The 18341-nt window shown below is 63.2% G+C and carries 16 protein-coding genes; 9 read left to right on the top strand and 7 right to left on the bottom strand.

Going from position 1 to position 18341, the window contains the following annotated elements; all coding sequences use genetic code 11:
• The first annotated feature begins 430 nt into the window (after nucleotides 1-430).
• Nucleotides 431-973, top strand: coding sequence for a hypothetical protein (locus P6U29_RS11980; RefSeq protein WP_407117784.1), 543 nt, complete (start codon nucleotides 431-433; stop codon nucleotides 971-973).
• Between the two features lie 183 nt (nucleotides 974-1156).
• On the opposite strand, the gene P6U29_RS11985 is transcribed toward P6U29_RS11980, so the two are convergent.
• Nucleotides 1157-2083: a hydroxymethylglutaryl-CoA lyase gene (locus P6U29_RS11985; protein ID WP_407117785.1), complete on the bottom strand. Its 927-nt coding sequence runs from the start codon at nucleotides 2081-2083 to the stop codon at nucleotides 1157-1159.
• Nucleotides 2080-3273, bottom strand: coding sequence for a CaiB/BaiF CoA transferase family protein (locus P6U29_RS11990; RefSeq protein ID WP_407117786.1), 1194 nt, complete (start codon nucleotides 3271-3273; stop codon nucleotides 2080-2082). The genes P6U29_RS11985 and P6U29_RS11990 overlap by 4 nt, the downstream gene beginning before the upstream one ends.
• 535 nt (nucleotides 3274-3808) lie before the next feature.
• On the opposite strand from P6U29_RS11990, the gene P6U29_RS11995 reads away from it, so the two are divergent.
• Together P6U29_RS11995 and P6U29_RS12000 are read left to right on the top strand one after the other, a co-directional pair.
• Nucleotides 3809-5014: an ABC transporter substrate-binding protein gene (locus tag P6U29_RS11995; RefSeq protein WP_407117787.1), complete on the top strand. Its 1206-nt coding sequence runs from the start codon at nucleotides 3809-3811 to the stop codon at nucleotides 5012-5014.
• 114 nt (nucleotides 5015-5128) lie between these two features.
• Nucleotides 5129-6592, top strand: coding sequence for an aldehyde dehydrogenase (locus P6U29_RS12000; protein ID WP_407119300.1), 1464 nt, complete (start codon nucleotides 5129-5131; stop codon nucleotides 6590-6592).
• 16 nt (nucleotides 6593-6608) lie between these two features.
• On the opposite strand, the gene P6U29_RS12005 is transcribed toward P6U29_RS12000, so the two are convergent.
• Nucleotides 6609-7295, bottom strand: coding sequence for a helix-turn-helix domain-containing protein (locus P6U29_RS12005; protein ID WP_198028360.1), 687 nt, complete (start codon nucleotides 7293-7295; stop codon nucleotides 6609-6611).
• A 121-nt stretch (nucleotides 7296-7416) separates the two neighbouring features.
• On the bottom strand, nucleotides 7417-8640 hold the full coding sequence (locus P6U29_RS12010) for a polyhydroxyalkanoate depolymerase (RefSeq protein ID WP_407117788.1): 1224 nt from the start codon (nucleotides 8638-8640) through the stop codon (nucleotides 7417-7419).
• 166 nt (nucleotides 8641-8806) lie between these two features.
• On the opposite strand from P6U29_RS12010, the gene P6U29_RS12015 reads away from it, so the two are divergent.
• Nucleotides 8807-9463, top strand: a complete 657-nt coding sequence (locus P6U29_RS12015) for a glutathione S-transferase family protein (RefSeq protein WP_407117789.1) — start codon at nucleotides 8807-8809, stop codon at nucleotides 9461-9463.
• 280 nt (nucleotides 9464-9743) lie between these two features.
• Here the strand turns inward: P6U29_RS12015 and P6U29_RS12020 are convergent, their stop codons facing one another.
• Nucleotides 9744-9968 (bottom strand): hypothetical protein, encoded by a 225-nt coding sequence (locus P6U29_RS12020; RefSeq protein WP_024339451.1) that lies wholly within the window; start codon nucleotides 9966-9968, stop codon nucleotides 9744-9746.
• Between the two features lie 184 nt (nucleotides 9969-10152).
• On the opposite strand from P6U29_RS12020, the gene P6U29_RS12025 reads away from it, so the two are divergent.
• Nucleotides 10153-10509 carry a hypothetical protein gene (locus tag P6U29_RS12025; protein WP_407117790.1) on the top strand — a complete coding sequence of 119 codons (357 nt, stop codon included), beginning with the start codon at nucleotides 10153-10155 and terminating at the stop codon, nucleotides 10507-10509.
• A 7-nt stretch (nucleotides 10510-10516) separates the two neighbouring features.
• On the opposite strand, the gene P6U29_RS12030 is transcribed toward P6U29_RS12025, so the two are convergent.
• The gene (locus tag P6U29_RS12030; RefSeq protein WP_407117791.1) at nucleotides 10517-11620 is read right to left on the bottom strand and encodes a mandelate racemase/muconate lactonizing enzyme family protein; all 1104 of its coding nucleotides are present in this window, start codon (nucleotides 11618-11620) and stop codon (nucleotides 10517-10519) included.
• Nucleotides 11621-11792: 172 nt separating this feature from the next.
• Here P6U29_RS12030 and P6U29_RS12035 point away from each other — a divergent pair, with 172 nt between their 5' ends.
• The 4 genes from P6U29_RS12035 to P6U29_RS12050 all read left to right on the top strand — a co-directional run bounded on the left by P6U29_RS12035 (nucleotide 11793) and on the right by P6U29_RS12050 (nucleotide 16373).
• Nucleotides 11793-12626, top strand: a complete 834-nt coding sequence (locus P6U29_RS12035) for a GyrI-like domain-containing protein (RefSeq protein WP_407117792.1) — start codon at nucleotides 11793-11795, stop codon at nucleotides 12624-12626.
• Between the two features lie 227 nt (nucleotides 12627-12853).
• Entirely contained in the window at nucleotides 12854-13792 is a 939-nt protein-coding gene (locus P6U29_RS12040; RefSeq protein ID WP_407117793.1) for an SMP-30/gluconolactonase/LRE family protein, read from the top strand.
• 118 nt (nucleotides 13793-13910) lie between these two features.
• Nucleotides 13911-14504 carry a GNAT family N-acetyltransferase gene (locus P6U29_RS12045; protein WP_407119301.1) on the top strand — a complete coding sequence of 198 codons (594 nt, stop codon included), beginning with the start codon at nucleotides 13911-13913 and terminating at the stop codon, nucleotides 14502-14504.
• Between the two features lie 222 nt (nucleotides 14505-14726).
• Nucleotides 14727-16373, top strand: a complete 1647-nt coding sequence (locus P6U29_RS12050; protein WP_407117794.1) for a GMC family oxidoreductase — start codon at nucleotides 14727-14729, stop codon at nucleotides 16371-16373.
• Nucleotides 16374-17040: 667 nt separating this feature from the next.
• On the opposite strand, the gene P6U29_RS12055 is transcribed toward P6U29_RS12050, so the two are convergent.
• A complete protein-coding gene (locus P6U29_RS12055; protein WP_407117795.1) occupies nucleotides 17041-18324 on the bottom strand; it encodes an IS110 family transposase in 1284 nt (427 codons plus the stop codon).
• Nucleotides 18325-18341: the final 17 nt, after the last annotated feature.

Genomic DNA, 18341 nt, shown 5'->3' on the forward strand with positions numbered 1-18341 from the left:
GAGGCCAAGCGCGGATCCTTGATATGGGCGAGACGCGGGCAGCTTGCTGATCAACCGCGCGTTGCAGATCCAGCGTGTTTGCGGTCCGGTTAGCGCGACGATGCAGACGCGTCCTCCGGAAATTGTGAGCGAATGGAGCGACAGGAAAGAGCAGTGTGTGAACCGCTTCATAGTCGATCGCTCTCTTTCTGAATTACCACTCCCGCAAGAAATTGCCGCACCCGCACCATTTGCCAAACACGGGTGGGATGCAATGCCTGCGTAGCCGCATGCTCGCAGCTTTGGATTGGCTTCGTCTTGCTCACGAGCAAACCAATCCCATCACTCAGCAAAGATCTTTCAGAAATTGGAATGAAAGGGCATCGCGCAACTCACGCAGCTTCTGTTCGGGGTCGGCCGGTAGGCTGCTACTTGCTCAGAAGGAGCTCCTATGAAGATAAGCAGCGCAATTTCCAGCGCCTTTTCTTTAACCAGGCGCGTCAGCAATCTTCGGATCGCCCGTTCCAGTCTGATCAAATCGGCTCATCTTCTTGAAAGAATCGGGCTGGCAACCGTTGGGGCCTCTTGCGGCCTTTATGTTGGTGCGACTCTGTTGCGTCAGAGGGGACTGTTTGAAAGCGGCTGGATCGTGCTGATAACGATGCTCTACGGGGCTCTGAGCTATTACGTCGGAATTGATTTGTCCGGCAATGTCGCACGGGGACCGAAATCGAGCATCTCGGAAGAATGGAACGGTTCCGAGCCGATCGAGATCATGAGTGCGGCCGGAACGTTCGGCGCGGCGATCGCCGCGACTCTGTCCGTCAGCATCCTTGTCCTTGACCAAAACCTGCCTAATGGCCTGATAGGCTTTGTTGCCGGCTGTTGGGTGGTTGGTTCTTCGCTCCAAGTTGCGGCGGGCACGATGGCTCGCAGCTATGAAGCGCAGATAGCGAGCAATGAAGGAACTGCGGTCACGAAAAGTGCGCCGTGAGCACAGGCCGCAGCGTTGGTTCGGTTTCTGGTCCGGAACGACAGTAACGGCTCATCGCAACCTCTGCACTCCAACGCTGCTTGCCAACGATGTTTAATAGCAAAGCCGTTCGCATCGAGTGGTGTCGTTGCTTGAAAGCGGTATCGGTAACCTAAGTTGTCGCGTAACAAACAAGACGTGCCATCATGGTGGCGTCGGCGGGGCCGGGTGGAGATCGCAGGAGCGGCCCGCCTTGGCGACTTGACCCGGTACGGGGTGTCCGACGATCGACGGCAACTCGCGTGACAATGCGATCAGGCCTTCGAGGTCGATGCCGGTGTTCAGCCCGACCTCCTCGCAGAGATTGACGAGGTCCTCGGTGCAGACATTGCCCGACGCACCTGGCGCAAACGGGCAGCCGCCGAGACCGCCGAGCGACGCATCGAAACGGAGCGCGCCGGCCTCGAAGCCAGCCATCACATTGACGAGTCCCAGTCCCCTCGTATTGTGGAAATGCAGAGTCAATCCGTCGCGTGGGACGAGACCGAGTGCGGATTTGACACGCCGTCTGACAAGCTTCGGATTGGCCATGCCGGTGGTATCAGCGAGTGTGATGCTTTGCGCGCCGAGACGGAGATATGCCTCGATCAGGCGCAGCACCTTGCCCTCGTCCTGCTGGCCTTCGAACGGACAACCGAAGGCGGTCGCCAGGGTCGCATTGACGTGAATGCGCCCACCGGTCGCCGCAGTGGCTTCGGCCAGAGCCGATAGTGAACCCTCATGGCCCATGCCCATATTGACCCGATTGTGTGTCACGCTCGCCGACATCACGAGATTCAGCTCGTCGGCACCAGCCGCCAGAGCACGTTCGGCTCCCCTGAGATTGGGAATGAGAGCAACGAAGATCACGCCTTCGCGTCGAACGATGGAACGGAATACGGCATCACCATCGGCGAGGGCAGGGACCGCCTTCGGCGAGACGAAGGACCCCGCCTCGATCCGGGGAAAGCCCAACTCGGACAAGCGGTCAATCAGTGCGACCTTGCGTTCCGTCGACACGATGACCGGCTCGATCTGGAGGCCATCGCGCGGGCAGACCTCCTGAATGATGATATCAGGTGTGGCGTTCATTGGACGACACCACGCTGCCGCAGCTCCCGAATATCCTGTTCGGTCTTGCCGAGTTCGGCGAGGACGACTTCGGTGTGTGCGCCGAGATCAGGGCCGCTCCAGAGGATCGCGCCGGGTGTGTCCGAGAGCTTCGGCACAATGCCAGGCATCTTCACGGACACGTCGCCGGGCAGGATGGCCGGGACGATCATCTCGCGCGCGGCATAGTGCGGGTCGTCGACGATATCGGCTGCCGAATAGATGCGCCCGGCGGGGACGCCGGCCGTTTCGAGAATCTCGAGCGCTTCCGCAACGGTGTGCCGGCGGGTCCAATCCGCGATCGCTGCATCGAGCTCGGCATTGCGGGCGACACGCCCGTCATTGGTTGCAAGACCTTCATCCGCGGCAAGATCGGGTCTGTCGACAGCCACCATCAGCCGCTTGAAGATCGCATCGCTGTTTCCGGCAATGACGACGTAACCGCCATCGCGCGTCGGATAGGTGTTGGATGGACTGATGCCGGGCAGCGCGCCCCCGCTGCGGGTACGGACATGGCCCATCAGATCGTATTCCGGAACCAGGCTCTCCATCAGATTGAAGACGCTTTCGAACAGCGAGACGTCGACGATCTGTCCCTTGCCGCCGCCTGCCTTGACGTGCAGCAGCGACATCAGTGCGCCGATCACTGCGTGCAGTGAGGCGAGGCTGTCGCCGATGCTGATACCTGTGCGCGCGGGCGGAGATTCGAGATCGCCGGTCGTGTAGCGCAGCCCGCCCATCGCTTCACCGATGGCGCCGAAGCCCGGGCGGTCGCGATAGGGGCCGGTTTGCCCGTAACCGGAGATGCGCACCAGCGTCAGGTTGGGATTGAGCGCGGAGAGCACATCCCAGCCGAGGCCCATCTTCTCCAGGATGCCGGGCCGGAAATTCTCAATGACGACGTCCGCCTTAGCCGCGAGAGCCTTTGCGATCGCAAGGCCGTCTTCGCATTTGAGGTCGAGCGCGATGGATTTCTTGTTGCGTGATTGCAGGTACCACCACAGCGACGTGCCTTGATGCAGCTTGCGCCACTTGCGCAAGGGATCGCCCTGGCCCGGCTGTTCGATCTTGATCACCTCTGCGCCGAATTCGGCGAACAATCGTGCTGCAAACGGTGCTGCGATCAGCGTGCCGAACTCGAGCACGCGAACGCCGCTGAGTGGACCTTTCATGTCGCCTCCCTGGATCTGCAAAATCTCCTATAGAAGATTTCTCTTTTATAATAGAAAATTTCTGCTAGGGTTTGGTTCGAGAAGGCGCGCATCCACAAGACGCCACTCCGGGACGACAACGCAAAAGGGGGATGCCGTGACTCACGTCGGCTGTAACGGCCGCAGCCTGCTGCGGGCCGCAGGAATGTCTGTTGCCACGGCGCAGGCGCAGCAGCTCGGGGCGATCTACGGATTCGGCGACAGCCTGCTCGACGTGTCGCGCAATTGTCCGATCGCCTTTCCGCAGTCGGCGCCCTACGGCGCCTGTGGCAACGGCCAGGGACGCTGCAATGGCTCTCGCAATTCACGAGCTACGCTTCATCAAGACCAACGATTACGCCTACAACGGCGTTTTTCCGGCCTTGGCAATGTCACGGGCATGGTGACGGCAGCGAGCACGTCGGCAACAACAATCCGCAATTCGCGGCGCAGGGCGCGGTGGAGATCGCGTTCTGACGATGGGAATGGACAATCCGTCATCACAAGGGAGGAAAACATGATTGTGTCACTGCTTCGCGTGGCGTCCATCGCCGTGCTGCTCGGCGCCGTTCCTGCCGCTGCGTTCGCCGAGAATGCGCCATTCCGGATCGGCGTGATCGACGACATGTCGGGCATCTATTCCGGCAATGGCGGGCCCGGTACGGTGCTGGCGACCAAGATGGCGGTGGAGGATTTCGGCGGCAAGGTGCTGGGACGTCCGATCGAGGTGGTCTCGGCCGATCACCAGAGCAAGCCCGACATCGGTGCCGCGCTGGCGCGCCAGTTCATCGAGCAGCAGGGTGTCAGCGCCATCATCCCCGGTGGCGCAAGCTCGGTCGGCCTTGCAGTGCAAGCGATCGCGCGCTCGCTGAAGAAGACAACCCTGGTCAGCGGCGGCTACGCTTCGAACTTCAGCGGCGACGGCTGTTCACCTTATGGGACTCAATGGGCGCCATCCACCAGCGAGCTGTCCAAGACCATCGCCAAGGGCATTGTCGATGCCGGCGGCAAGAAATGGTTCTTCATCGTCGCCGACTACGTGTTCGGCAAGAACCTCGCGGCCGACGCCGGCGAGACCGTCAAGGCGTCCGGTGGCCAGGTCGTGGGTCAGGTGCTGCATCCGCTCAACGTCACCGATCTCGCCTCGCAGCTCCTGGCGGCGCAAAGCTCCGGCGCCGACGTGATCGGGCTGGCCAATGCCGGCCCGGATCTCGTGCTCGCCATCAAGCAGGCCAGGGAATTCGGCGTGAGCGCCAAGCTGGCGACCATGCTGGTGTTCGAGAACAATGTCACCGCGCTCGGCCTGTCCACCGCGCAAGGCCTGCGGCTTGCTGCCTCCTTCTACTGGGACCTGAACGAAGAGACCCGCGCCTGGTCGAAGCGCTTCATGGCGCGCAACGGCAACAATGTGCCGACCATGGGCCATGTGCTCGCCTATCTGGCTACCACGCACTACCTCAAGGCGGTGACTGCGGCCGGGACCGACGATGCCGCGCAGGTCCAGACCAGAATGCTGCAGCAGCCGATCGACAGCAATCTGATCCAGCACGCGCACATCCAGCCCAACGGCCGCGTCGTGTCCGACATGCACATCTTCGAGGTAAAGAGTCCGCAGGACTCCAAGAGCCCGGCGGATCTGTACAAGCTCGTCGCGACACTGCCGGGTGATGGCCTGTTCGTGGCAGCCGAGAAGAGCGGATGTCCCTATCTCGCCGTGCGGTGAGAACATCAAAGTTGGAATTGGAGTATGGTCATGAATGCTGAAGGCTCGACGCGCACGACATCACCGCCGGGCGAGGTGCGGGGCGACGTCCCGCACCAGCTTGAAGTCTTCAAAATGTACATCGATGGTGAATGGTGCGAAGCCGCCTCCGGCCGCTGGCTTGAGACCAAAAATCCGTTCACGGGAAATGCGTGGGCCATCATTCCCCGCGGCAATGCCGAGGACATCGACCGCGCCGTGCAGGCGGCGAACCGCGCCTTTGTCGGCGGTGCCTGGGCGAGCATGCATCCGAGCGATCGCGGGCTCCTGCTGCACCGCGTGGGCGAGCTGATTGCCGCGAATGCGGAGCGGTTGGCCGAGCTGGAAGTGCGCGACAACGGCAAGCTCAGGGTCGAGATGCTCGGGCAGATGAAATACCTGCCGCGCTGGTTCCAATACTATGGGGGGCTCGCCGATAAGATCGAAGGCCGCATGCCGCCGACCGACAAGAAGGGCATGCTGCACTACGTCTCCTACGAGCCGGTCGGCGTCGTCGGTGCCATCACGCCGTGGAATTCGCCGCTGCTGCTGACGGTCTGGAAACTCGCACCTGCGCTCGCCGCCGGCAACACCGTGGTGATCAAGCCGTCTGAATTCGCCTCGACGTCCCTGCTCGCACTGGTCCGGCTATTCGAACAGGCCGGTTTTCCCAAAGGCGTGGTCAACGTCGTCACGGGTGTGGGCGCTGAGACTGGCGAGCCCCTGGTCAATCATCCCTTTGTCGATCGGATTGCCTTCACCGGAGGCAATCTTGCCGGCCGCAAGATCTACGAGGCCGCCGCACGGCAGTTCAAGCGCGTCTCGCTCGAGCTCGGGGGCAAGTCGCCCAACATCGTCTTCGGCGATGCCAGCATCGAGGACGCGGTCAAGGGTGTCATCTCCGGCATCTTCGCCGCAAGCGGCCAGACTTGCATGGCGGGATCGCGGTTGCTGCTGCATTCCTCGATCCACGACGCGTTCCTTGCGCGTCTGGTCGAAGTGATGAAGGCTGCGCGGCTCGGCGATCCCAACAACCCGGAGACCGACGTCGGACCGCTGGCGACCGAGCAGCAGCTTGCGAAGGTCCTTCAATATATAGAGCTGGCGAAGGAAGAGGGCGCCCGGTGTGTCCTTGGTGGGCGGCGAGCCACCCAGGGGGAATGCGGGCAGGGTTGGTTCGTGGAGCCGACTATCTTCGCCGATGTCACCAACGACATGCGAATCGCGCGCGAAGAGGTGTTCGGTCCGATTTTGAGCGTGATCAAGTTCGATTCCGACGACGAGGCGATCGCGCTCGCCAATGACACGCCTTTCGGCCTCGCGGCCGGTTTGTGGACCACCGATCTGGCGCGGGCAATCGCGATGCCGAAGCGGCTGCGGGCAGGGACGGTCTGGGTCAACGCCTATCGTGTGGTCAGCTATCTCTCGCCATTCGGCGGCTTCAAGGAATCGGGCCTCGGCAGGGAGAACGGGCTTGAAGCAATCTACGAGTATCTCGAGCCCAAGAGCGTATTCATCAATCCGAAGCCGTCGATTTCCAATCCGTTTACGCTGCAATAGACAGGCGTGGCACGGATCATATCCGGCGGCGCCGAATAACGAGGTAGTAGGCGCAGGGCGTTTTACCGGCGTTGATCAAGCGGTAGGAGTCTCGGACCTCGAAGTAGAAGGAGTCGCCGGTCTCGAGCACGTAGTTGGCCTCCCCCGTCTGGAGCGTCAGCTGGCCCTCATGCACGACGATGTATTTCTCGGTCGGCACCTTGTAGGGCGGCAGTTCGCCCGAAGACTCGCCCGGGGGAATCCGGTGCAGCAAAAACTCGAGGTCGTTGTCCAGATGAGTCGGCGACAGGTTGTGACGCTCGAAGCCGGTCTCGGGATCCTTGAAGGCCAGCCGATTGGCTTTCCGGATCACGGTGACTTGCGCGGGATCGGGCTCCGCGCCCATCAGCGTGGACATCGAGACATTGAGTCCCTTGGCAATCCGCACGATGATCGCAAGAGTGGGGCTCTTCTCGCCGCGTTCGACCTTGGACAGCATGGCGCGGCTGACGCCGGATTGCGCCGCAAATTCCTCCAGCGTCAGGCCTGCCTGCGTCCGTAGCTGCTTTACCCGGCTGCCGACTTCGATGATGATGGCGTCGTCGCCGGCACGGCCGGTTCGCTGCTGCCGCTTCGATTTTGTCGGAGTTTTGCGCGAAGTTGCGCCCTCGTTTCCGGGCGCTTCCGAGGTCTTCTGTCGTCGTGCAGGCAATCTGTCGTGCATGCCGTGCATATTTTCAGAAGTTGGGCCGCCTCACAAGGTTGTATGTGTTCCGGTCTCGCGCGGAAGCGCCGTTCGGCCGCGGATCGCCTGCGGCGGTCCGCCTTGACGAATAAGCCGTGCTCTACGAATTGACGTGCACGAAATCCCGCAGCAGCGGGTAGATCTCGTTGTTCCAGCGCTTGCCCGAGAACACGCCGTAATGGCCGACGCCCGCCTGCATGTGGTGGACGCGCCGATAGGCGCGCACGCTGGTGCAGAGGTCTTGCGCTGCGAGGGTCTGGCCGATCGAGCAGATGTCGTCCTTCTCGCCCTCGACCGTCATCAGGCCCATGCGGCTGACGGCTTTGGTGTTCACCGGCCGTCCGCGATGCATCAGCTTGCCCTGTGGCAGGAGGTGCTCCTGGAATACGTCGCGCACGGTCTCGATGTAGAATTCCGCCGGAAGATCCATCACGGCGAAATATTCGTCGTAGAACGTCTTGATCGTCGCGGCCTTCTCCTTCTCGCCCTTGGCGATGTGGTTGGCGAGATCGAGATGCTGCTTGATATGGCGCTCGAGATTCATCGAGACGAAGGCGGTCAGCTGCACGAAGCCGGGATAGACCTTGCGCAAGGCGCCGCGGCACTGCATCGGCACGTAGTTGATGAGGTTGCGCTCGAACCACTCGATCGGCTTGCTCTTGGCGAACTCGTTGACCCTGGTCGGCTGGATCCGCGTGTCGATCGGGCCCGCCATCAGCGTCAGCGTCGCCGGGCGCGAGGGATGGTTGTCCTCGCACATGATCGCGGCGGCCGCGAGCGCGGAGACGGAGGGCTGGCAGATCGCGACCATGTGCGGCCGCGGGCCGAGCTGTCCGAGGAAATCGATCAGGTGCTCGGTGTAGTCGTCGAGCCCGAAGCGGCCTTCGCTGCGCGGAATGTCGCGCGGATTGTGCCAGTCGGTGATGTAGACGTCGTGGTCCTGGAGCAGCGTCATCACGGTGCCGCGCAGCAGCGTGGCGAAATGTCCGGACATCGGCGCGACCAGCAGCATGCGCGGCTGCTCGGGGGCGCCATCCTTCTTGAAGTGCAGCAGCGAGCCGAACGGCGTCGCGTAGGCGATCTCCTCGGTGACGGCGATTTCGCGGTTGCCGACCATGACGCTGTCGATGCCGTAGGCCGGTCGGTCATAGGTGAGGGTGGAACGCGAGATCAGCTCCAGCGCGGCCGACAGCCGGCCGACGACCTGGTCCGATAGGCCCTGAGGCACCAGATTGAGGAATTTAAGCGCGGAGGAAGCGCCCGCGCGCCACGGCGCCGTCAGGTCCATGTGGTTCTGAAAGGCCTGATAATACATCGACATCATACTGAAGTGCCCACCTGTCCCCCCGTCGTGATGCAATATCGAAGCCAGACGGGAGCCGGACCGCCCGGAAAATTGGCACGTCGCTTGCTGCTCTCTGGGCGGGAAGCACAGGTCACGGGCCCGCACGCGTGGCGGTGCGTTGCCCCAGGGGTGAGGGAAGGGCTCTATGGCGAAGGCGACACTGACCATCAGCAGCAAGAACTACTCATCCTGGTCGCTGCGTGGCTGGCTGCTGACGAAATTCTCCGGGCTCGATTTCGAGGAGATCGTCACCGCGCCCGACGATCCATCGGCGCGCGCCGAGATCCTGCTGCTGTCGTCGTCGATCCTTGTGCCGTGCCTGCGGCACGAGGGCGCCGTGGTCTGGGATACGCTGGCGATTGCCGAATATCTCAACGAGGTGATGCCGGACGCCGGCCTGTTGCCGGCCGATCGCATCCAGCGCGCCCATTGCCGCTCGATCTCGGGCGAAATCCATTCCGGCTTCACCACGCTGCGCGCCTCGCTGCCGGTCAACCTGAAGGGGCACTTTCCCGGCTTTAAGATCTGGTCGCGGGCGCAGGCCGACATCGACCGCGTCTGGTTCATCTGGCGCGACTGCCTGGAGAAATCGGGCGGTCCCTTCCTGTTCGGCGCGCAGCGCACCATGGCAGATGCGATGTATGCCCCGGTGGTGACGCGCTTTGTGACCTATGACGTCAAGCTCGCGCCGCCGCTGAAGGCCTATGCCGACACCATCATGGCCATGCCCGAGATGCAGGAATGGATCGCGGCAGCGAGGGAGGAGCCGGCCGAGATCGAGGAGCTCGAGGTCGAATATTAGGCAGATATTGCGCGGCCCTGCCTGTTTCGGCGGCGGGGGCCCTCCCGCGGCGGCCTCACGGCGATGCCTTTGCCACGATTAACCTTTGGCGCCGGTGCCAGGCCGGGCCCAGCCGGCGCGCTGCCGAGATCTTGTACACGCCCGCAGAGCCGCACCGACATCTAGCCGTGAACAGGTGCGTACACGGCCTTTCAGCTGATTCGGACGTGATTCGTTCGGGCCGCGTTCCGAAGGTTAAAGCCAAGCGCGGCCCCGTCGCATTTTGAAACAGAGACCGCCTTCAGGCGGCACCGCGCTGCTTCACGCGCGGCAGGCGCCAGCCGATCACGGTTGCTTCGACCGCAATACCGGCCTCGTGGTTCTGCCAGCGTCCCTCGACATAGCGGCAGGCGAACGGCAGTTGATACGTTCCGCTGTGATCCTCGCACAGCACTTCGAGTGGCAGGCCCGGCGGTGGTTCTCCGGCGCCATCGAATTCCGCCAAACGTCTATCGCGCGTTGCCATTCCGAAAATCTCCCCTAATCAAAGCCGCGGGAAGAGCGCCCACTTCTTCCGCGTGCGGTTCATGCTCCCCGTCCCAGGGGAACGAGCCCAAGCTCAACGCGAGAATGCGGTGCGAGTGTGGTAGCCTCACGCGGCTCTGCGCAAACAGCGCACATTGCCGTGATCGACTGGCCGAGGAACTTTCATGCTGCTTCGAAACGCTGACATTTGTTTCACGATCTTGCTGCTCGCAGCGCTGGCGCCTCTGCCGGTGCACGCGCAGGACGTGCCCGGCATCGAGATCTGCACGGTCGAGAAGACCATGGAGCGGCGCACCAGCTGTCTGCAGAGCAATGTCGATTTCCTCCAAAAGACCATCACCAAGCTCAATCTCGACCACCAGCAGAAACTCGATGCGGCCAACCGCCAGATCGACGCGCTGAAGACGAGCCTCGCCGGCCTTCAGAAGACGCTTGGCGACCTGCAGGCCGCGCAGGCGAAGACGGCCGAGGATCTGAAGAAGAAGCAGGACGCGCCGCCGCCCAAGGACGCGGCGAAATAAGCGCCGTTCACGCGACGCGATATCGCTCCATCACGCCACGATCGGGCTCGTAACCGAGCCCGGGGCCTGAGGGCACCGCGACATGGCCGCTGCCATCGACATCGGCGCGGCTGTTCCAGAGGCAGGCCTCGCGCTTCAAATAGAACATCTCGACCAGTCCGTCGTCGCGCGTCGCGAGCAGATGCAGCGTCGCCAGCAGGCCGGGGCCAAAATAAGGAGAGTGCGGCACGATCTTGACGCCGGACCGATCGGCCAGCGCCGCGACTTTCAGAAACTCCGTGATGCCGCCGACCTTGATGACTGACGGCTGGGCGTGGCTCACCGCGCCCGCCTCCATCATCTGGCGGAATTGATATTCCGTGCAGGCATTCTCGCCGGCGGCGATGCCGAGTCCGCTCTTGCGGCGCACGTCGGCGAGCGCGGTGAAATCCTCGGGCGGCCAGACCGGCTCCTCCAGAAACATCGGTTGCGCGTCCCGGCACGTCACCGCGAATGCGATCGCCTGCTCGGCCGTGAGCGGGCAGTTCATGTCGATCATCAGCGGAATGTTGGGGCCGATCGCCTCGCGCGCGGCAAACACGGCCGGCGCCGTGGTCTCGTGCAGCTTGATCGCGCCATAGCCGAGCGCGAGCGCCTTCCTGCATTCGGCGGCGATGTTATCGGGCGAGCCGATCCGCAGCAGGCTCGCGTAAGCTGGAATGGCCGTGCGCCTGATCTCGCCCAGCAGGCGGTGCACCGGCACGCCCTCTATCTTGGCGGCAAGGTCCCACAATGCGATATCGAGCCCGGAGATCGCGAACATGGTGATGCCGTAGCGGCCGAACAGATGCAGATTGCGCTGGATCTGTTCCATCACCGCGGGAATGCCGGCGGCATCGGGCACCTCTAGCCCGCGGGCCTGCGGCGCGATCATCTCCTCGACGGCGCTGCGCGTCGTGCGCGGGCAGACATAGGCGAAAGCATCGCCCCAGCCGGTCAGCCCGGAATCGGTCGTGACCTCGACGAGGACCATGTCGAGGGCGGTGATGGCGGAAGCGCCCTGGCGAAAGCTCGCGACACCGGCGTCATAGGGAATGCGGATATGGTGCGCCCGCACATCGGTGATTTCCATGACCCGGTTCCTCTTTCTCGTGAGCGGTTTCAACGAGTGTAGCCACGAACACCAGGGCGTTGCCAGTGGTCATTGCCGGACTATGCTCATGCGAAGGACAGCAATGCCGATCAAGCAGAGTGCTGCTGACCAGCGCATCATCGCCGCGTTTCGAACGAGAGCCTGAATCGCCATGAACCCAGCCCAGCGCGCGCTCTGGTATATCGAGAGCCATCTGGCCGAGCCGATGACGCTCGACGAGATCGCGGCGGTCTCGGGCGTGTCGCGGTTCCACCTTGTGCGTGCGTTTGCCGCAGCAGTCAGTCTTCCGGTGATGCGGTACGTGCGCGCGCGGCGGCTGACGGAGGCGGCGCGCAGTCTGGCAAAGGGCGCGCCCGACATCCTGTCACTGGCGCTGGAGGCGGATTACGGCTCGCACGAAGCATTCACCCGCGCGTTCCGCGACCAGTTCGGCACCACGCCGGAAGCGGTGAGGGCGGCAACGTGCACTGGCCACCTCAAGCTTCAGGAGCCGATCCTCATGGATTCCACCATGCTCGATACTCTCGCCCCGCCACGTTTCGAGACCGCCAAGGCCTTCCTCATTGCCGGTCCCGCCGAGCGCATCTCCTGCGACAATGGCGCCATGATCCCCGGTCTTTGGCAACGCTTCCATCAGGAGGTTGCCGACATCCCCGCCCGCGTTGGTAACGTCGCCTACGGCGTCTGCTGCAACGGCGATGATGCCGGCAATTTCGATTACATCGCCGGCGTCGAGGTCGCCGACTTCTCCGACCTGCCGCGCCGCTTCGGTCGCATCCGCATTCCCGAGCAGCGCTATGCGGTTTTCACGCATACCGAGCACGTCGCCTCGATCCGGCGCACCGTCAACACGATCTGGAATCAGTGGTTGCCGGCGTCCTGTTTGAAAGCCGCGGATGCGCCGAACTTCGAGCGCTATGACGAGAAGTTCGACCCCGCAACCGGCCATGGCGGCTTCGAGATTTGGATACCAGTGCGGGAGTAAGCATGATCCGGAAAAGTGCGCAGCGGTTTTCCGAAAAGATCATGCTCAAGCAAGAACCTAAATCGCGAAATCCCGTCGCGCTTTAGGTTGCAAGGCTGGCATACCGTCCCGCTTGCTTGGCAAGCCTTGGCGACTTTGTCATAACCGCAGGCAAATCTTGCCTGCGGGGCCCGTGCCGGACATCCCGTGCAAGCCATAATCATAATAGGCAGCCGGGAGGGTCCCAAATGTCCATTAGCACGCCCAACATACGCGTCCTCGCCACCGACCTCGAATTTCCCGAGGGGCCGGTCGTGATGCCGGACGGCTCGGTGGTGCTGGTGGAGATCCGCGGCCAGCGCCTGACGCGGGTTTATCCCGACGGCCGCAAGGAGATCGTCGCCAAGGTGCCGGGCGGCCCGAATGGCGCCGCGCTCGGGCCCGACGGCAAGATCTACATTTGCAACAATGGCGGCTTCTCCTGGATCCCGACCCGCAACATGATCATGCCCGGTCCGCAGCCAGACGATTATCTCGGCGGTTCGATCCAGCGCGTCGATCTGCAATCCGGCAAGGTCGAGACCGTCGTGACCAAATGCGGGGCGCACGATCTGCGCGGGCCGAACGACCTCGTCTTCGACAAGCAGGGCGGCCTCTGGTTCTCCGATCTCGGCAAGCGCCGCGCCCGCGAGATGGACGTCGGCGGCATGTATTACCTGAAGCCCGGCATGACCGAGATCGTGGAAGTCGTGCATGGCGTGCTGCCGGCCAACGGCATCGGGCTATCGCCGGACGAGAACACGGTCTACATCGCGGAGACGCCGACCGGCCGGCTCTGGGCCTATGAGCTCTCGGCGCCGGGCACGCTCAAGCCGCGCGATGCGATCTATCGCGGCGAGCGGGGCAAGCCGATCTGCGGCCTCGGCGGCTATCAGATGTTCGACTCGCTCGCAGTGGAAGCGAACGGCAATGTCTGCGTCGCCACCCTCGTCTCCGGCTGCATCTCCGTGATCGCGCCAGACGGCACCCTGGTCGAGCAGGTTCCGACCGGCGACCGCGTCACCACCAATATCGCCTTCGGCGGCCCCGAGCTGAAGACCGCCTATATCACGCTGTCGGGCAAGGGCGAGCTGATCGCCATGGACTGGCCGCGCGGCGGTTTGCCGTTGAATTTTTTGAACAAGTGACGATGACGTAGTACGCCATCGTCATCCCGGGGCGGCTCGAAGAGCCGAACCCGGGATCTCGAGATTCCGGGCTCGGTCCTGCGGATCGCCCCGGAATGACATCATGAGGAACGATAGAATGCCCTGGCCCGATCCCATCACCCTGCGCGGACAGCACGCCCGTCTCGAGCCGCTGTCGCATGATCATCGCGAGGGTCTGGTCGAGGCCGTCAAGGACGGCGAGCTGTCAAAACTCTGGTACACGGCGATCCCGCTGCCGGAGAACATGGGCAAGGAGATCGACCGCCGCCTCGGCTTGCAGGCCGCAGGTTCGATGCTGCCCTTCACCGTGTTCGATGCCGGCGGCAGGATCGTCGGCATGACCACCTACATGAACATCGATGCCGCCAACCGCCGCGTCGAGATCGGCTCGACCTGGTATGGCAAGAGCGCGCAGCGCGGCCCGCTCAACACGCAATGCAAGCTGTTGCTGATGCGCCATGCCTTCGAGACGCTGAACTGCATCGCGGTCGAGTTCCGCACGCACTTCTTCAACCACCAGAGCCGCCGCGCCATCGAGCGCCTGGGCGCCAAGCAGGACGGCATTCTGCGCAGCCACCAGATCGCGCCGAACGGCACGCTGCGTGATACTGTTGTTTACAGCATCACCGCCGCCGAATGGCCGACGGTGCAGGCGCATCTGGAATTCCAACTCAACGACAAGCCGCGCTAGAAGAGATGTCTTCTGATCGATACGAATTCGCCGCGATGGTCCTCACCTCTCCCCGGAGGGGAGAGGTGATTTGCGCAGCAAATCGGGTGAGGGGGCTCCGGTCCCACGAGAGACCGCACCCCTCACCCGGCGCTCCGCGCCGACCTCTCCCTATGGGAGAGGTGATCGCGAGCGCGGCAACAGTTCAGCTAAATCAATTGAGCGATAAGCGGCCGAGGCACCATGGACAGATTTGATTATGTGATCGTCGGCGCGGGCTCCGCCGGTTGCGTGCTCGCCAGCCGGCTCAGCGAAGATCCGAATGTCAGCGTCTGCGTGCTCGAGGCGGGCCCTTCCGACTGGCACCCGTACATCCATCTGCCGGCGGGCTTCATCAAGACCTTCCACATGAAGAGCATCAACTGGGCGTACCAGCAGGAGCCGGGGCCCTGGACCGGCGGGCGCAGCATCTACGCGCCGCGCGGCAAGACGCTCGGCGGCTCGTCCTCGATCAACGGCCACATCTACAACCGCGGCCAGCGCATGGATTTCGACACCTGGGCGCAGATGGGCAATCGCGGCTGGGGCTATGCCGACGTGCTTCCCTACTTCCGCCGGCTGGAGAAGCGGGTCGGCGAGGGCGAGGACACCTATCGCGGCCGCGACGGCAACCTCATCGTCACCACCATGAACTGGCGCGATCCGCTCTGCGAGGCCTTCATGGAAGGTGCGGTCTCGCTCGGCATTCCCCGCAACCCCGACTACAACGGCAAGACCCAGGAAGGCGTCTCCTACTGCCAGCGCACCATCAACAACGGCCTGCGCGTCTCCGGCGCGACCGCGTTCCTCAAGCCGGCGATGAAGCGGCCCAACGTGCATGTGCACACGCATGCGCACGCGACCGAGATCATTTTTGAAGGCAAGCGCGCGGTCGGCGTGCGCTACATGAAAGGCGGCCGCGGCGGCCATCCTGTCGAAGTGCGCGCCAACAAGGAAGTCATCCTCTCCGGCGGCACCTATAATTCGCCGCAGCTCCTGCAGCTCTCCGGCGTCGGCTCGCCCGATCTGTTGCAGCAGCACGGCATCGCGGTGCGTCACGCGCTCCCCGTCGGCGAGGGCCTTCAGGACCATTATGCGCCGCGCACGGTCGCGCGCGTCAAGGACATCAAGACCATCAACGAGCTCCGCCGCGGCTGGCGTCTCTGGATCGAAGCAGCGAAATGGGCCACCGCGCGCCGCGGCCTGCTGTCGCTGTCGCCGACCATGGTCTATTGCTTCTGGCATTCCGGCGAGAGCGCGGAGAGCTCCGACCTTCAGCTCACCTTCACGCCGGCAAGCTACAAGGAGGGCGTGCAGGGCCAGCTCGAGGACGAGCCCGGCATGACGGTGGCGTCCTGGCAGCAGCGCCCCGAGAGCCGCGGCTACGTCCGCATCCGCTCCAGCGATCCGTTCGCGCCGCCGATCATCCAGACCAACTATCTCGACGCCGAGCTCGACCGCCGCGTCATCGTCGGCGGCATGAAGCTCGCGCGCAAGCTTTTGAAGAGTGCCCCGCTGTCGCCCTACTACGCCTACGAGGATTTCCCCGGTCCCAACGTCAACACCGACGACGAATTTCTGCACGCCGCCACCCAGCGCGGCACCACCACCTTCCACCCCGGCTGCACCTGCCGCATGGGCCCGGCGGACTCCACCTGGGCAGTGGTCGACGACCACCTCCGCGTCCACGGCCTGGAGGGCCTGCGCGTCATCGATGCCTCGGTCATGCCGCGTATGATCTCGGCGAACCTCAACGCCTCCACCATGATGATCGCGGACCGCGCCTCCGACCTGATCCGCGGCAAGCAGCCGATGGAAGCCGCAAGGATTCCGGACACGGCGGTGGCGTGACCCGGCACTTCTGCCGATACGGAGGTTCGTAGCCCGGATGGAGCGGAGCGCAATCCGGGGCCGCTCGCCCGGCCTTCGGCGCTTTCCCCGGATTACGCTTTCGCTCCATCCGGGCTACGACGTGCAGCGACATGTGAATTGTCCCGTTGGGCAAAACACCCCGCAACCCGTCAACCCCTTCCGCCAAAAATATTCCACTTTACCGAAATTCGGAATTGCGGCATAAGTCGACGCAGCCCGGCTCACGGAAGAGGGGCGGTTCGCGAGTCGTTCGAAACGCGGGCCGGGTTGCGGTGGACGCGGCAGCGTCGTGTGCGAGATGTCAAGGGCAGGGCGGATTGCTCTCCGTGAACCCGAAGCTTCGTGCGGACGAACGGCGCTGTGTGCGTACGGCAAAACCGTGTGGTCCTGGCCGTCGTTGCTACGGTCAAGCCTTGGCGAATGCGGCAGTCGCGTCAACCGGCGCGATGCCGGCGACTTTCGCCGAGGTGAGGGAGGCCAGAAGGAACTCGGCTCCCGGGAGCAACTGTGTTGAAGTAGACCGGTGATCGAGCGGGCTCAAGGCTGGCGCTGTGCGCCCCCGCCTTCGGCGGCTGACGGCCTTGACCCCGCCCGCTCACCGGTCTTCAGGCGGTGCATGCGCTCGGCTGAGGCCGAGCGGGTTCGCTCAGTTCGTAGCGGCGAGCATCCCATTTCTGGCGCGGGCGATCATGGTGTTGAGAATGCCGATGAGCTTGCGCATGCAGGCGATCAGCGCAACCTTCGGCTCCTTCCCTTTAGCGATCAGACGATCATAGAAGGCCATGATCACAGGGTTGTGCCGCGTCGCAGCGCCGAGGCAAGCCATGTAGAAGAGATTGCGAACCTTTCGGCGTCCACCTTTTACATGGCGATCACCGCGTCGCTTCCCGCTGTCGTCATCGTAAGGAGCTGCTCCCAACAGCGCAGCGGCGATCCTGTTGCTCACCTGGCCAAGTTCCGGCATCGCGGCGACCAGACCGGCGGATGTGATCTTGCCGAGCCCTGGCACGCTCTCGATGATCTCGGCAAGTTCGGCCAAATGTGGCGCGGCCTTGATCATTGCGGCGATCGCAACCTCGAGCTTGGCAACTTCGTCTGCGATCTGCTTTAACAACCGAGCCTGCATCTGCTGGACGATTTTGGGGGCGGCATGCTCGCCCCTATTTTTCAGGCTCGTCTGCAGATCGAGCAGGCTCTGGCGCGCTTTTACGACCTGCACCAGATTCTCGCGGGCCGTGTCATGGGCCTGATCTGGAGCATCGGTGAAGGTCTCGGCAAACCAGGCGATCATCTCCGCATCGATCGCATCGTTCTTGGCGAGTTGTCCGGCTGATCGAGCGAAATCACGCACGCGCTTGGGGTCGACGATCCGGGCTTCGATGTCGGCCTGACGCAGCGCCTTAGCCCACTCTCGCTCGTAACCGCCAGATGCCTCCATGACCGCCTTGGCAACCTTGTATTTGCGCAGCCAGCGGATCAGACCGCGCCGTCCTTCTGCAGTGCTAGGAAACGTCTGCCGTTGCGACACCGCGCGGATGCATGCATCCACCTTGTCCTTGGCCACATCGATCCCGACGACAACGCCACCGTTTTGTGCCATCATCCACTCCCTTCCTTGCTCGGTTCGGGCTCGAAGCCCATGCAACTGTTCGGGTTGAGGAAGACACCGGATCTGTCCCACGCTCCCGGACAGGCTCTCAAGGCCTTTGAGCACGGTCGGGCTCAGATCCAGCGACGGGCGGTTGGTCAGAACCGCCCGTTGGCGTTTTTTGGCACAATTTGCAGACACAAGAGCGCGGTATAAGCCGTCCGACCATCGCGCAGGGAAGGCCGTGTGTTGGGCTTCACCTGTATGCCGCTGTGCGGTTTCTCTGCGTGCACTTTTCGCGCAGCGGACCGTGGGTGCCAGCCGGCACCCGGCCTTCCCCATAGGCGTTAAGTTTATTC

The organism is Bradyrhizobium sp. LMG 9283, from assembly GCF_045571415.1.
Taxonomy (GTDB): Bacteria; Pseudomonadota; Alphaproteobacteria; order Rhizobiales; family Xanthobacteraceae; genus Bradyrhizobium.

Excerpts from the sequence above, each read along its gene's own strand:
- P6U29_RS11980 (WP_407117784.1), top strand. The coding sequence starts at position 431 with ATGAAGATAAGCAGCGCAATTTCCAGCGCCTTTTCTTTAACCAGGCGC.
- P6U29_RS11985 (WP_407117785.1), bottom strand. The coding sequence starts at position 2,083 with ATGAACGCCACACCTGATATCATCATTCAGGAGGTCTGCCCGCGCGAT.
- P6U29_RS11990 (WP_407117786.1), bottom strand. The coding sequence starts at position 3,273 with ATGAAAGGTCCACTCAGCGGCGTTCGCGTGCTCGAGTTCGGCACGCTG.
- P6U29_RS11995 (WP_407117787.1), top strand. The coding sequence starts at position 3,809 with ATGATTGTGTCACTGCTTCGCGTGGCGTCCATCGCCGTGCTGCTCGGC.
- P6U29_RS12000 (WP_407119300.1), top strand. The coding sequence starts at position 5,129 with ATGTACATCGATGGTGAATGGTGCGAAGCCGCCTCCGGCCGCTGGCTT.
- P6U29_RS12005 (WP_198028360.1), bottom strand. The coding sequence starts at position 7,295 with ATGCACGACAGATTGCCTGCACGACGACAGAAGACCTCGGAAGCGCCC.
- P6U29_RS12010 (WP_407117788.1), bottom strand. The coding sequence starts at position 8,640 with ATGATGTCGATGTATTATCAGGCCTTTCAGAACCACATGGACCTGACG.
- P6U29_RS12015 (WP_407117789.1), top strand. The coding sequence starts at position 8,807 with ATGGCGAAGGCGACACTGACCATCAGCAGCAAGAACTACTCATCCTGG.
- P6U29_RS12020 (WP_024339451.1), bottom strand. The coding sequence starts at position 9,968 with ATGGCAACGCGCGATAGACGTTTGGCGGAATTCGATGGCGCCGGAGAA.
- P6U29_RS12025 (WP_407117790.1), top strand. The coding sequence starts at position 10,153 with ATGCTGCTTCGAAACGCTGACATTTGTTTCACGATCTTGCTGCTCGCA.
- P6U29_RS12030 (WP_407117791.1), bottom strand. The coding sequence starts at position 11,620 with ATGGAAATCACCGATGTGCGGGCGCACCATATCCGCATTCCCTATGAC.
- P6U29_RS12035 (WP_407117792.1), top strand. The coding sequence starts at position 11,793 with ATGAACCCAGCCCAGCGCGCGCTCTGGTATATCGAGAGCCATCTGGCC.
- P6U29_RS12040 (WP_407117793.1), top strand. The coding sequence starts at position 12,854 with ATGTCCATTAGCACGCCCAACATACGCGTCCTCGCCACCGACCTCGAA.
- P6U29_RS12045 (WP_407119301.1), top strand. The coding sequence starts at position 13,911 with ATGCCCTGGCCCGATCCCATCACCCTGCGCGGACAGCACGCCCGTCTC.
- P6U29_RS12050 (WP_407117794.1), top strand. The coding sequence starts at position 14,727 with ATGGACAGATTTGATTATGTGATCGTCGGCGCGGGCTCCGCCGGTTGC.
- P6U29_RS12055 (WP_407117795.1), bottom strand. The coding sequence starts at position 18,324 with ATGGGGAAGGCCGGGTGCCGGCTGGCACCCACGGTCCGCTGCGCGAAA.